The sequence below is a fragment of the Vibrio marisflavi CECT 7928 genome (assembly GCF_921294215.1).
GTDB classification, from domain to species: domain Bacteria; phylum Pseudomonadota; class Gammaproteobacteria; order Enterobacterales; family Vibrionaceae; genus Vibrio; species Vibrio marisflavi.
In genome coordinates, this window is the sequence record NZ_CAKLDM010000002.1 from 757,401 (window position 1) to 771,940 (window position 14,540).

General features: G+C 41.7%; 10 protein-coding genes. 8 read left to right on the plus strand and 2 right to left on the minus strand.

Going from position 1 to position 14,540, the window contains the following annotated elements:
• Position 1 precedes the first annotated feature (1 nt).
• Both L7A31_RS10235 and L7A31_RS10240 read right to left on the minus strand, forming a co-directional pair.
• Entirely contained in the window at positions 2-3,139 is a 3,138-nt protein-coding gene (locus L7A31_RS10235) for a response regulator (RefSeq protein ID WP_237361415.1), read from the minus strand.
• Positions 3,140-3,151: 12 nt separating this feature from the next.
• On the minus strand, positions 3,152-4,153 hold the full coding sequence (locus L7A31_RS10240) for an ABC transporter substrate-binding protein (RefSeq protein ID WP_237361416.1): 1,002 nt from the start codon (positions 4,151-4,153) through the stop codon (positions 3,152-3,154).
• Positions 4,154-4,897: 744 nt separating this feature from the next.
• On the opposite strand from L7A31_RS10240, the gene tig reads away from it, so the two are divergent.
• From tig to cmk, 8 genes are all read left to right on the plus strand, one after another.
• Complete coding sequence (gene tig / locus L7A31_RS10245) at positions 4,898-6,205, plus strand: trigger factor (protein ID WP_237361417.1); 1,308 nt, start codon at positions 4,898-4,900, stop codon at positions 6,203-6,205.
• Positions 6,206-6,308: 103 nt separating this feature from the next.
• Positions 6,309-6,935, plus strand: a complete 627-nt coding sequence (gene clpP / locus L7A31_RS10250) for an ATP-dependent Clp endopeptidase proteolytic subunit ClpP (protein WP_237361418.1) — start codon at positions 6,309-6,311, stop codon at positions 6,933-6,935.
• A 72-nt stretch (positions 6,936-7,007) separates the two neighbouring features.
• On the plus strand, positions 7,008-8,288 hold the full coding sequence (gene clpX, locus L7A31_RS10255) for an ATP-dependent protease ATP-binding subunit ClpX (RefSeq protein WP_237361419.1): 1,281 nt from the start codon (positions 7,008-7,010) through the stop codon (positions 8,286-8,288).
• 117 nt (positions 8,289-8,405) lie between these two features.
• Positions 8,406-10,766 (plus strand): endopeptidase La, encoded by a 2,361-nt coding sequence (gene lon, locus L7A31_RS10260; protein ID WP_237361420.1) that lies wholly within the window; start codon positions 8,406-8,408, stop codon positions 10,764-10,766.
• A gap of 184 nt (positions 10,767-10,950) precedes the next feature.
• Entirely contained in the window at positions 10,951-11,223 is a 273-nt protein-coding gene (locus L7A31_RS10265; RefSeq protein ID WP_237361421.1) for an HU family DNA-binding protein, read from the plus strand.
• A 143-nt stretch (positions 11,224-11,366) separates the two neighbouring features.
• Positions 11,367-13,232: a peptidylprolyl isomerase gene (gene ppiD, locus L7A31_RS10270; protein ID WP_237361422.1), complete on the plus strand. Its 1,866-nt coding sequence runs from the start codon at positions 11,367-11,369 to the stop codon at positions 13,230-13,232.
• A 136-nt stretch (positions 13,233-13,368) separates the two neighbouring features.
• Complete coding sequence (locus tag L7A31_RS10275; RefSeq protein ID WP_237361423.1) at positions 13,369-13,665, plus strand: helix-hairpin-helix domain-containing protein; 297 nt, start codon at positions 13,369-13,371, stop codon at positions 13,663-13,665.
• 151 nt (positions 13,666-13,816) lie between these two features.
• Positions 13,817-14,512: a (d)CMP kinase gene (cmk, locus tag L7A31_RS10280; protein ID WP_237361424.1), complete on the plus strand. Its 696-nt coding sequence runs from the start codon at positions 13,817-13,819 to the stop codon at positions 14,510-14,512.
• Positions 14,513-14,540 lie beyond the last annotated feature (28 nt).

Genomic DNA, 14,540 nt, shown 5'->3' on the forward strand with positions numbered 1-14,540 from the left:
GCTAGGAAGCTTTCGACTCGCTCATGTTTATCCATTGATGAATTTTTTCTATCACTAACGACTTGTTGATTGGTTTCGTTAAAAAGTCATTCATTCCGGCGTTGAGGCAATCTTGTCTATCGCTTTCCATTGCATTCGCGGTCATGGCGATAATAGGTATATTGGTATAGAACTCGCCACCTTCGCCAAGCCGAATTCTTTGTGTCGTTTCGTAGCCATCCATTTCGGGCATTTGGCAATCCATTAGCACTAGATTTATCTCTGTATCAGCGTTTAATTTTTCTAACGCATGAACACCGTTTTCTGCGATGACGATGTTGATGTCAAATTGTTTTAAAACCCCTGTAATTACGACTTGATTGACTCGGTTGTCTTCTACAACCAGTATTTTTGTGTCTTTGCTAATAGTTTTCTCTATATTTGAGGATTCTTCAGCTTTTAAACTGGTTAGGAAGTTATGGGTGACTAGCGTATCTTCAGCAACAAAGTTGTCGCTTGCTATTACATTGAGCGCATTAAAAAGATCGGATGTTGTAGCGGGTTTGGCAAAGTAGCCTGAAAAGCCCGCTGCTTTAAACTCTTTATGATTTGCGATACCTTCCATGGATGTCATCATGATGAGCTGCGTTTTGCTGTACTCTTTTTTGCTACGGATTATTTTTCCTAGCTCCAGACCATTGCAGTCAGGCATTTGCATGTCTAAAAATGCGATATCGTATAGATCATTGTCAGATGATAAACATTGGTCAAACATCTCTAGTGTCGTTTGTTTGTCATGGGCTTCGTCAACATTAGCTCCCCAATGTTCGAGTTGTTTGCAAAGAACCTCTCTGTTCACTTCATTGTCATCAATAACTAGAATAGAAAGTTTGCTTATGTCAGCTTTTGGAAGCACGGTGGCTGAACGATTGGACTTACCAACAACAATACTGAAAGTGAAAGTGCTACCTTGTCCAATTTCACTTTCTACTTTTATGTTCCCTCCCATTAAAAAGCAAAGCTTTTTGACAATTGCGAGTCCTAGCCCTGTGCCTCCGTATTTGCGAGTTGTTGATGTATCTACTTGGCTAAACTTATCAAACAAGTGACCTATTTTGTCTTCAGGGATACCTATTCCTGAGTCTTGTATTGAAGCTTGTAATGTCCATTGAGTGTCTGAGAGTTCAACCAGTTTAGCCGTAATTACAATTTCTCCTCGCTCGGTAAATTTGACCGCATTTCCCACAAGGTTTGCAAAAATTTGCCTGATTCGGCTACTGTCACCTAGTACCATACTTTGGTTTACCTCAATGGTATCTAGGATTATTTCGATATTGGGGTTTGAAAGACTGGCCGCGGTAGACTCGCAGAAATCACCCAATACTTTACGTAAGTCAAAATGACAAGATTCCAATTCCAGTTTGTTAGCTTCAATTTTAGAAAAGTCCAATATATCGTTAATGATATGCAGTAGGGATACCGCACTATTGTGTGCCAAATAGGCTTGATGTTTCTGAGAGTTATTTAAGTCATTGTCTTGCAGTAACTCGAGCATTCCAATCACACCATTCATTGGCGTGCGGATTTCATGACTCATCATTGCCAAAAATTCGCCTTTGGCTTTCACTGCTTGTTCGGCTTGCTCTTTAGACTCGATGAGAGATCTCTCGGCTTGTTTAGATAGAGTAATGTCTTTGACAATTCCAGAGAAAATCAATTCATCGCGTGTTTCAACTCGAGCGATTGAAAGAAGGATAGGGAATACCTCGCCATTTTTTCTAACCGCTTCAAGTTCTCGGCCTAGTTTTCCGTATTGATCCCGAACATTGATTATTTTGGAATCGCCAGTATTCAAGTAGCCATCGATAAAGCCTTGATGATGCTTTGCGATATCTGGCTCCATCAACATTTCAATAGACTGATGCAATACTTCTTCTTCGCTATAACCAAAAATTGTTTGCGCCGCTTTATTGAATGTCAATATGGTTCCATTGGCGCTAATGGTAATGATGCCGTCAGCAGCAGTATCTAGAATCGCGGTAAGCTTTTGCTTAGTGGCCTCTTGAACCGCAGCGACACGCTCTTTTTCTCTAACTTCTCTGTCCAATAAGTCTATAGAGGTTGTTTTACTTTTTAACTTGGAACTCAACTCATTAATTGAATTGGAGATCAGTGACAATTCATGAGATTGCAGAGTGGGGATAGTGTAGTTGAGCTCTTTCTTTCCCAAAGTTTTTATATGTTCAATCAGCTCTAGGACTGGGCTGATGATAGCATGGCGTAGCAAAATAAACATAGATACACATAACACCAGAGATGCTATCAATATCAATGAAAAGATAGTCGATTGAATTTTGTCAGCACTTGCTAAGGCTACGTCGCGGTTAAACTTGATAGAAAGCTGGTAATTAGCTAAGCCTAACTGAATTATTTTGGATGCTTCTATTGTATTCTTGCTATTGCCCGAGCGAGTAATGTCAATGTTTAGGCTAGTGTTGTCTTCGCTTGATAGCTTTATCTCTTGAATTGGCAAATACGCAGACATCAATGTTTCTTCTGATTTATCGAGAAGCTGACCTAGGTCTTGAGTCCAATTGAAAGAAATAATTACCCAGCCTAATAGTCGGCCGTTTTTACGAATAGGGCTTGATACCCACTGAGAAACTTGAGGTTTATCTAAGTTAAGGTATGGGTCGAAATCCGGTTTGCTTAAAATAGCCTGCCTTCGAAGTAGGGGAGAAAATATTGGAGAATTACCGATATCCTTGAGCAATAACTTTTCACCAAAAAACTTGTTACCATCATTGCGAATTGTAGAAGTGGAAAATATTGAGCCATCGTAGTCAATGACTAATAGGTAGTTAATATAACTATATTCTGCGGCTATGTCGTTTAGTGCAGGAGCAATTCCGCGATTAATACCGCCGTCCAGAATTCGCCCGATCATACGATTCCTTGAAGTGATATCAGCAATGGAAATCAGGGTGTTGACATGCTCTTCAATGGTATTGGATAGCAATTCAAGCGTTCCGTTTAATTGCTGGTAGGCTGATTTCTTTATGGCGCCGTGCGACATCATGACTGCGACGGTGCTAGCCACAAGCAGGATTGAGCATGTCAGAATCGAAATAATCAGAGTCAGTTTTTTTAGAAGGCTCATGAATATTCCCTTCTATTGATAAAACTGGTATTTATTGTTATTTTCAGCGTCGAGAGGGATACCCATTAATTTAGCGCTTTCGGCATTGATCAAGATAATAGGTTGCTCCTGTAGGCTAGATTCCAACTGAGTCGGTTTGATATCAGTTAATAATATTTGCGCGGCCTTTTTACCTGACATTTTTCCTAGTTGATAGAAATCAGATACGGGGCCGAAAGTAGAACCTTTGTGTATTCCAGATTTGTTTGAGGTCAGTATTGGGATTTTAACTTCCTTTGAAACTGCTATCAGCGCTTCTTCACCACCATTTTGCATAAGTGTGTCTGTAGTGCTGATGTAGAGATCCACATCACTTGCTAACGCTGTCGCCTTGCGGCTAACTTCTTCTACATCTTTAACAGCTACATCCACTGCCGCAATATTACTTCTCTTAAGCAGCCGTATTAAATTTGTGGTTTGGATTTTCGAATTTGGTTCTCCCTCCCGATGAAAGATTGCAACTTTCTTGGTTTTGGGAGCAAGGTCAAAAATTAAAGATACGTAGTGTTTGAGCGGTATATAGTTGCTAGTGCCAACTAAGTTGTTACCAGAATAGCTGAATGATTCGATAAGCCCGGAGTCTGCTGGATAAGTGACAATGGAAAATACAATCGGAGTGGTTATAGGGAGGTTTTCCTTAACTATCACGGTGCCCGGTGTTGTTAGCGAATAGACTAGGTCTACCTTTTCTTGTGCGAACCCTTTGGCCACATCTATCTGAACGTCTCTGTTACTTGAGATTTCGCTTGGTAGAAAAATGACATCTCTAGACAAGTCGATACCATTTTCGGCAAGCCCAGCTTTGAAGCCTTCTAGGCTATCCGGATAACCAGTCCATAAGGCCAAGCCTATTTTGTATGGCGGGGTAGCGGATAAACAGCTAAAGGACACCGTAAGAAAGAGAAAGCCTACCAAGTAAGCAATATATTGTTTCCACACGGTTGCGCAATGATTGACATGATTGGATGCGAACATTTTTTATTATTAAACCTAGCTCATACTGTATTTTGAGTTTAGAACTATTTTCAATAATTGCTCTAACTCCAAAGTGATAAATAGTGATAATGAGTCTCGTTATTTGACAGTAATTTTACACTCCTCTGAACTTTGAACGGCAAGAAGTTATCAGGCCATCTATACTTATTATTAGTGAATCCTCCCCCAAAAGGATAGGCGAAATAGCTTATTATCAGGGTTCCAATTGGTATAGGAGAGGGTAGTGAAAGTGATCCTTCCCACGGTATTACCCTCTCCGTGCTTTCTTTGTTAAATCACACGATATCAGTCACGCTATTTGAGCCTTCTCTCTTTATGACGATTCACCCCACGGCATAGCAAAAAATTCAACCCATCGACTTGAAAATGATAATTTAGTCCCCACCTACTCGATTGTGCGTAAATTCGTTCGAATTTGGAGCGATTGGCTGGAAATAACGATTGTCAAACAATCTATCTAGGGGATCGGCTCGACAGGTTAGATGAAGGTCGTTAGAATGCTGCGTCTAATTTAATTCCAGTGGTGAGATCGAATCACATTCATTCCACTTCTCAGTAGCATGAGTAAGAGGAAATGGCGATCTGCCGGACGCTAAAGTAAAGATTGTACTTTGATACCCAGCGAAGAGTTGAGGTTGTAGTACATAAATTAAAGGATGAAGTCGCTGAAAGAGTGACTCATATGCTCAGAATATCATGAGCCATTTTTGAGGTTAATAAATAATGCAAGTTACTGTTGAAACGCTAGAAGGTCTAGAGCGCCGTATTAATATTACTGTTCCAGCTGCAAATATTGAAGATGCAGTTACAACGGAATTACGCAAAATTGCAAAGAACCGTCGTTTCGATGGCTTCCGTAAAGGTAAAGTGCCTTTGAAAATGGTTGCTCAAATGTACGGTCAAGCAGTACGTCAAGATGTAATGGGCGACGTAATGCAGCGCCACTTCATTGACGCTATCGTTAAAGAAAAAGTTAACCCAGCAGGTGCACCTACATTCGCTCCTGTAGAATCTAAAGAAGGCGAAGATTTCGTATTCTCTGCAACTTTTGAAGTTTACCCAGAAGTTGAAATCAAAGGTCTAGAAAACATCACTGTTGAAAAGCCAGCAGTAGAAGTTAAAGACGAAGACGTAGAAGAGATGATCGATACTCTACGTAAGCAGCAAGCTTCTTGGACTGAAGCTGACACAGCGGTTGAAGAAGGCACTCGTGCAACTATCAACTTCCAAGGCACTATCGATGGTGAAGAGTTTGAAGGCGGCAAAGCTGAAGACTTCCCACTAGAAATCGGTGCTGGCCGTATGATTCCTGGTTTCGAAGATGACATTATCGGCAAAACTGCTGGCATGGAATTCGAAATCGACGTGACTTTCCCAGAAGATTACCACGCAGAAAACCTAAAAGGTAAAGCTGCTAAATTCGCTATCAAAGTGAACAAAGTAGAAACTCGTGAGCTTCCAGAAATCAATGACGAGTTCATTGCTAAGTTCGGTGTATCTGAAGGCGGTGTTGATGCACTTAAAGCTGAAGTACGTAAGAACATGGAACGCGAACTTAAGCAAGCAGTTAAAGGTCGCATTAAAGAGCAAGCTCTTGATGGTCTAGTGAAAGAGAACGAAATCGACGTTCCTGCTGCACTTATCGACCAAGAAATTGGTGCGCTGCGTCAACAAGCTGCACAACGCTTTGGTGGTAACCCAGAAGCTGCTGACCAACTTCCTCGTGAGCTGTTCGAAGAGCAAGCGAAGCGCCGTGTTGTTGTAGGCCTACTTCTTGGTGAGCTAATCAAAGTTGAAGAGATCAAAGCTGATGACGAGAAAGTTAAAGCTCTAATCCAAGACATGGCGACAGCTTACGAAGATCCAACAGAAGTTATCTCTTACTACGAGCAAAACGAGCAGATGATGAACAACATGCGCAACGTTGCTCTAGAAGAGCAAGCGATTGACGTGATCATCGAAAAAGCTCAGGTTTCTGAAAAAGAAGTAAGCTTCAATGATCTAATGAATCAACAGCAGCCTGCGGCATAACAAGTTATGTAAAGTAGAAGGTTGACTTAGAGTTAACTATTCTGCTAACAATGGTCCGTATGATTGTCGTCATCCGGACCATTTATTTTAGGGATATAAAATTATGAGCAACCAAGAAAAAAATGCTATGTCACCGATTTTAGACGCATTGGTGCCAATGGTGGTTGAACAAACTTCAAGAGGGGAAAGATCGTACGATATTTACTCTCGTCTGTTAAAAGAGCGCGTTATCTTTTTGACAGGTCAAGTTGAAGACCACATGGCAAACCTAGTCGTGGCTCAGTTGCTTTTCCTAGAGTCAGAGAACCCTGACAAAGACATTTTCCTCTATATCAATTCACCGGGTGGAAGTGTCACTGCGGGTATGTCTATTTATGACACAATGCAGTTTATCAAACCAGATGTAAGCACTGTGTGCATGGGACAAGCATGTTCAATGGGCTCATTCTTACTGGCTGGTGGTGCAAAAGGTAAGCGTTATGCTTTGCCTAACTCTCGTGTCATGATTCACCAACCACTAGGTGGTTTCCAAGGCCAAGCCTCTGATATTCAGATACATGCTCAGGAAATTCTAACAATTAAGAAAAAGTTAAACAATTTACTAGCAGAGCACACTGGGCAGCCACTTGATCGTATTGAAGAAGATACTGATCGCGATAACTTTATGTCGGCTGAACAAGCGGTTGAGTATGGTTTGGTTGACTCGGTATTAAACCGACGCGACGACTAATTTGTTTAGCGCAAATCGGATCAAATTGATGTACACTCAAAACATAAAGAGTAAAGGCAAAGAGGTTAGTGAATGACAGATAAAAACAAAGAGAGTGGTAGTAGTAAACTGCTTTACTGTTCGTTCTGTGGCAAGAGTCAACACGAAGTTCGCAAGCTAATCGCCGGCCCATCAGTCTACATTTGTGACGAATGTGTCGATCTTTGCAACGATATTATTCGTGAAGAAATCAAAGACGTTCTGCCTAAGAAGCAATCTGAAGCATTACCAACTCCTAAAGAGATTCGTGATCACCTAGATGACTATGTTATCGGCCAAGATTACGCGAAGAAGGTGTTAGCGGTTGCGGTTTATAACCACTATAAGCGTCTACGTAATGGTGATGTGACGAGTGAAGGCGTTGAGCTGGGTAAGAGTAATATTCTTCTTATCGGTCCAACGGGTAGTGGTAAAACACTCTTGGCAGAAACGTTGGCTCGTTTCCTAGACGTGCCATTTACCATGGCAGATGCAACAACGCTAACTGAAGCTGGTTATGTAGGTGAAGATGTAGAGAACATCATCCAGAAGCTCCTACAGAAATGCGATTACGATGTTGCTAAAGCAGAGCGTGGTATTGTTTATATCGATGAAATCGACAAGATTTCACGTAAAGCAGAAAACCCTTCTATTACACGTGATGTTTCTGGTGAAGGTGTTCAGCAAGCATTATTGAAACTGGTTGAAGGTACAGTTGCTTCTGTTCCACCGCAAGGTGGTCGTAAGCATCCACAGCAAGAGTTTTTGCAAGTTGATACTTCGAAGATCCTATTTATCTGTGGTGGTGCATTTGCTGGTCTTGATAAGGTTATTGAACAGCGCGTAGCAACCGGTACTGGTATAGGGTTTGGCGCAGAGGTTCGTTCCAAAGACGAGTCTCGCACAGCTGGTGAGCTGTTTGCACAGGTAGAACCAGAAGATCTAGTTAAATATGGTTTGATTCCAGAGTTCATCGGTCGTTTACCTGTTACCACTACGCTAACAGAGCTGGATGAAGAAGCACTGATTCAAATTCTATGTGAACCAAAGAATGCATTAACGAAGCAATACGGTGCATTGTTTGACTTAGAAGAAGTAGAATTAGAGTTTCGTGAAGATGCACTACGTGCAATTGCTAAGAAAGCAATGGAGCGTAAAACAGGTGCACGTGGCTTACGTTCAATTCTTGAAAGTGTGCTACTTGATACTATGTATGAGCTTCCATCAGCATCAGAAGTCAGCAAAGTAGTGATAGATGATTCGGTAATAAATGGTGAGTCAGAACCACTGCTCATTTACAGCAATTCTGACAATCAAGCCGCTGGCGCCGACTAAATAAACTAAAATTCCAAAGGAGGTATCATTTACCTCCTTTTTTTTATTCTTTCATTTGAATCCAACCAATTAGCCCCCATATACTGCACATAAGATAAAAGCAGAAGAGAGAAAAATATGAACTTGGAACGTTCCGAGCGTATCGAGATCCCAGTACTGCCTCTGCGTGATGTGGTTGTCTACCCTCACATGGTAATTCCTTTATTTGTTGGCCGAGAAAAATCCATCAGTTGTTTAGAGTCAGCGATGGATAACAACAAGCAAATTTTACTTGTAGCGCAGAAACAGGCTGAAACGGATGAGCCTGAGTCGGATGATTTATTTGATGTTGGGACCGTCGCGACTATCCTCCAGCTTTTAAAATTGCCTGACGGTACGGTTAAAGTTTTGGTTGAAGGACAGCAGCGCGCTAAAATCAACCACTTCATTGAAAGTGAATACTTCCTAGCTGAGGCAGAATATTTGTCCACACCTGAGCTAGACGAGAAAGAACAAGAAGTCATCGTACGCAGCGCTATCAACCAATTTGAAGGCTTCATTAAGCTCAATAAGAAAATCCCACCAGAAGTGCTGACTTCTCTAAACGGTATTGATGAAGCGGCTCGCCTTGCAGATACAATTGCCGCACATATGCCGCTTAAACTTTCTGATAAGCAACAAGTCTTAGAAATTATTGATGTTACAGAGCGTCTAGAGTACCTGATGGGTCAGATGGAATCTGAAATTGATATTCTTCAGGTTGAGAAACGTATTCGTGGCCGTGTTAAAAAGCAGATGGAGAAGTCTCAGCGTGAGTATTATCTGAATGAGCAAATGAAAGCGATTCAGAAAGAACTCGGAGATATGGATAACGCGCCAGATGAATTTGAGACTTTGAAAAAGAAAATCGAAGAATCAAAAATGCCACAAGAGGCGCGTGAAAAAACGGAGCAAGAGCTGCAAAAGCTTAAAATGATGTCTCCGATGTCTGCTGAAGCAACCGTGGTTCGTAGCTATATTGATTGGATGATAGGCGTTCCTTGGTCTAAGCGCTCTAAAGTTAAAAAGAACCTTGCGAAAGCTGAAGAAGTACTTAACGAAGACCACTACGGTTTAGAGCGAGTAAAAGAACGTATCCTTGAGTATCTCGCAGTTCAAAACCGTATCAACAAACTGAAAGGCCCAATTCTTTGCTTAGTTGGTCCTCCAGGGGTTGGTAAAACATCTCTAGGACGTTCTATCGCAGCGGCAACTGGGCGTAAGTATACTCGCATGGCTCTTGGTGGTGTGCGTGACGAAGCTGAGATCCGCGGGCATAGAAGAACTTACATAGGTTCAATGCCAGGTAAGCTTATCCAGAAAATGTCCAAAGTTGGTGTTAAAAACCCGCTGTTCTTGTTGGATGAAATTGACAAGATGTCTTCGGACATGCGCGGCGATCCATCTTCTGCATTGTTAGAAGTGCTAGATCCAGAGCAAAATAATGCGTTTAACGACCACTACTTAGAAGTGGATTACGATCTATCAGACGTAATGTTTGTTGCAACGTCTAACTCGATGAATATTCCTGGTCCACTTTTGGATCGTATGGAAGTCATTCGCCTATCTGGTTATACGGAAGACGAAAAGTTAAACATTGCCAAAAATCACTTGCTTGAAAAACAGATTAAGCGAAACGGCCTAAAACTAAACGAAATCACGATTGATGATACTGCCATTATCGGCATTATTCGTTTCTATACACGTGAAGCTGGTGTGCGTAACCTTGAGCGTGAAATTTCAAAGATTTGTCGTAAGGCTGTCAAGAATATCCTGCTTGATAGCGATCTTGAAACCGTCCATGTTCATATGGATAACCTAAAAGAATACTTAGGTGTTCAGCGTTTCAATTACGGTAAGGCTGAAGAGAACAACCGAATCGGTCAGGTTACAGGTTTAGCTTGGACAGAAGTCGGTGGTGATCTGCTTACCATTGAAACTGAATCGGTACCAGGTAAAGGTAAGTTGACTCAAACAGGTTCTCTTGGCGACGTAATGCAAGAGTCCATTCAAGCTGCAATGACAGTTGTACGTTCAAGAGCTAAGAAGTTAGGCGTTAATCCTGACTTTTATGAGAAGCGTGATATCCATGTGCACGTTCCTGAAGGTGCTACACCAAAAGATGGTCCAAGTGCTGGTATCGCGATGTGTACGGCATTGGTGTCTAGCCTGACAGGCAACCCAGTGAAAGCTGAGGTTGCAATGACGGGTGAAATTACACTACGCGGTGAAGTCTTACCAATTGGTGGCCTAAAAGAAAAGCTATTAGCAGCTCACCGTGGTGGCATTACTACGGTACTCATTCCAAAAGAGAATGAAAGAGACTTAGAAGAGATCCCAGAGAACGTGATCGCGGACTTGAAAGTCATTCCTGTTCAATGGATTGATGAGGTGTTGAAGGTAGCACTAGTACAAGATCCAACGGGCGTGGAATTTTCTATAGAAAATAGTGATGAGTAGCAAAAACTAAGTAAAAGAGTAGGCTGATAGGGCGAAAAATGCTTGTCAGTCTATTTGCAGAGAGCTAACGTTACCGACGTGGCTTGAAGCCTTGGCAGCTCTAAGCTGTGTTCACGTTGGATACGCATATGGAACGAATAGCTACTTTTAAAAACTATAATGGGTAGCGCAAAGGAGAATCACAGTGAATAAAACTCAACTAGTCGAAAAAATTGCAGGCAGTGCAGATATTTCTAAAGCATCGGCAGGACGCGTGTTGGATGCATTTATTGAAGCAGTGGGTGATACTTTACAATCGGGCGATCAAGTAGCGCTTGTTGGTTTTGGTACGTTCAGTGTTCGCACTAGAGCAGCGCGAACTGGCCGCAACCCTAAGACAGGTGAAGAGATTCAAATCGCAGAAGCGAAAGTACCTGCATTTAAAGCTGGTAAAGCTCTGAAGGATGCTTGTAACTAGTTACTACAAATAAATGTCTACTTTTTGTAGACTGGAATAGAACCTTTTTATTTTATGCGCATCATACTGATGCGCATTTCTTTTTCTGGTATCATCGCGCATATTATTTTTTTGAACTTCCGTATCTGGAGAGCAGTTATACTATGATGGATCGATTACGCGCGGGCGCGAGTAGCCTCGCGATAAAAGTAATACTTGGCCTGATCATTTTATCTTTCGTTTTTGCTGGCATTGGCAGCTATTTAGTACGTGGTAGTAACGATGCTGCCGCGAAAGTAGGAAGTACGAAAATAAGTCGACAAGCTTTTGAACAAGCCTATCAAAATGAACGTAATAGAATGCAATCTCAGTTAGGAGAGTATTTTAATAACCTTCTTGCTGATCCCAACTATGTTAAATCATTCAGAAAATCTGTGTTAGATAGAATGGTTAACAATGTGCTTTTAGAGCAATATGCACATTCACTTGGACTTCGAGTTAGTGACAACCAAATTCGTCAAATGATACTAACTCTTCCAGAGTTTCAAAAAGATGGTAAGTTCGATCAACAAACTTACCAGATGCTACTCTCTCGTGCAGGTTATACGCCAGATTCATTCGCTGAATATTTGCGTAAAGACCTACTCCGCAATCAACTGCTATCTGCTATCGAAGGAAGTAGCTTTAGCTTGAAAGGTGAAGTAGAAGCTCAAAACAAACTGATCAGTGAAACACGTACGATCAGAACGATTACTTTGTCTCCGCAAGAGTTTGCGAAAAAAGTTAAGCTAAATGACCAAGAAATAGAGACTTACTACAAAGAACATCCAGCCAGCTACACTAGACCAGCTCAAGTTAAAGTTGCCTATGTTGAGCTGTCTGCGAATGAGCTAAAAGGTAAAATCAAGATCTCTGATGCTGAAGCAAAACAATATTATCAAGAGCATTTAGACAAGTACTCAACTCAGCCACAAATCGAGATAAGCCATATTCTTATTAAAGATAACAAATCTGAAGCTGAGAATATTCTTAAGCAGCTGAAGTCTGGTGCAAGCTTTGCCAAACTTGCTGAAGAAAAATCTCAAGACCCAGGCAGCGCGAAAAAAGGCGGCGAACTGGGTTGGATTGAGAAAGGTGTCATGGCTCCTGCCTTTGAGAAAGCAGCATTTTCTCTTAAGAAAGTGGGTGACTTGTCAGGTGTAGTGAAAACATCTTTTGGTTACCACATCATCAAACTTGATGGCATTAAAAAGGCGCAAACTAAACCGTTCAAAGAGGTTGCAGCTCAAATCAAGAGTGAGTTGAAAGACCAAAAAGCAGCGGATGAATTCTACAAACTGCAAAGTACATTAGAAAAAGTAGCGTACGAGTCTCCAGACTCATTGGATGATGCTGCGAAAGCTATTTCTCAGCCAATCCACACAACGGGCTATATTACGCAAGAATCAGCGCCAAAACGCCTACAATCTAACGCAGTATTCCAAGCATTGATGGACCCTGAAGTAAAAGAAGATGGTATGAACTCTAAAACCATTGAAATAGGCCCAGAAGATGTTGTAGTTGTTCGTGTCGAGAGCTCTCGTGATAAAGCTCTTAAGCCTCTTAAGGAAGTACGCGCAGAAGTGGTTAAGCAGCTATCTATCGATAAAGGTGAGCAAAATGCTATGGACCTTGCAAACAAGATTGTTCAAGGCCTAGATAAAGGTGAAAACAAGCTTCTCAAGGAAAACGATCTGTCTTTCGGTAAGCAAGAAGATATTACTCGTCGTTCACCATTAGCAGAAGTTGTATTTACAATGGCTAAGCCAGCGAAAGACAAACCAGTGTACGGTCAGAGTAAAGATATGACTGGTAATATCGTTGTTGTCGAGTTGGATAAAGTCGAGCAGAATGTTAACCCGCAATACAACAAGCAGATTGCCTCTCAGCTAGCTCAAATTGATGCTCAGCAAGACATGTCGGGTGTGTTAGGTATCTTGCGTAAACATACTGATATCGAGTACTACTTGAGTAACGATACGACGCAGTAGACAAATTAATGTAACTGATAAGTACTAATGAACGGACTGTGAAGACAGTCCGTTCCTTTTTTAAGAGCGTTTCAATTACTTTTACTCGTTGGCTTTTATTCTGTTTTTTCTTAGCAAATATAAGAGGAAACACGTTATGAGCATCTACAAATCAATCTTCCTATCTGTTGTCTTATTGATTAGCTTGCCTATTCAAAGCTTTGCCAATGAACCTGCCAGTCACTATGAAGGTATAGAGATTACCGTAAACATTAACAGCGCTGAAGCGGATGAACTGGCAGCTCTTTTACTTGGTGTAGGGCTTAAGAAAGCGCAAGCTATAGTAGAATACAGGTCAGAATTTGGTGAATTTCAGTCGATAGAAGAGTTGACAAAAGTAAAAGGAATTGGCAATTCCATCATCAGAAAAAACAAAGATCGAATTTTACTGTAACGTGATTTATGGGTTTGAAAGATAAAGAATCGCTACTTCTTTGCGCCAACTTTATACTCTTCACTAGCCCTCGATAATGAATACCTCTATAATTCCGCCAGCATCGGCCTAGTTGCTGTTCAATCTAGGCCTAACTTTTGTGGAGTTATCTATGTTTTCTGAAACAGCGTCTTCTGAGACAGCAATTGTGACCGTTGACGGCCCAAGTGGTGCGGGTAAAGGTACATTGTGTATGGCTTTAGCTGAGAAGCTAGGCTTCGAGCTGTTGGATTCTGGTGCCATTTATCGTGTATTGGCATTGGCAGCGATTCATCACGGGGTAGAGTTAGAATCCGAAGATGCTTTGGTTCCGCTTGCCACACATTTAGATGTGCAGTTTGTCGCTGAAGGCGAACTTGTAAAAGTCATTCTTGAAGGTGAGGATGTGTCCGGAGAACTGAGAAAAGAAGAAACCGGTATGGCTGCGTCAACGGTAGCTGCTTTGCCAAGGGTTCGAGAGGCATTATTGCGACGTCAGCGTGCCTTTGCAAAAGGCACCGGATTGGTTGCTGATGGGCGTGATATGGGGACAGTTGTCTTTCCTCAAGCTCCAGTAAAGATATTTCTTGATGCAAGTGCAGAAGAAAGGGCGAGAAGGCGCTATAATCAGTTGCACGAAAAGGGCTTAAATGTTAGATTTGACGACCTTTTAAGCGAAATCCAGCAACGTGACGATAAAGATCGCAATCGTCCTGTCGCTCCATTGCGACCAGCTGAGGATGCTTTAGTGCTCGACTCAACGTCGATGAGTATCGACGAAGTGGTAGAAAAAGCACTACAATATATCGAATCAAAGCTGAGTGAGTAACTTACTCATTCAGGTTAGAACGTTGGTC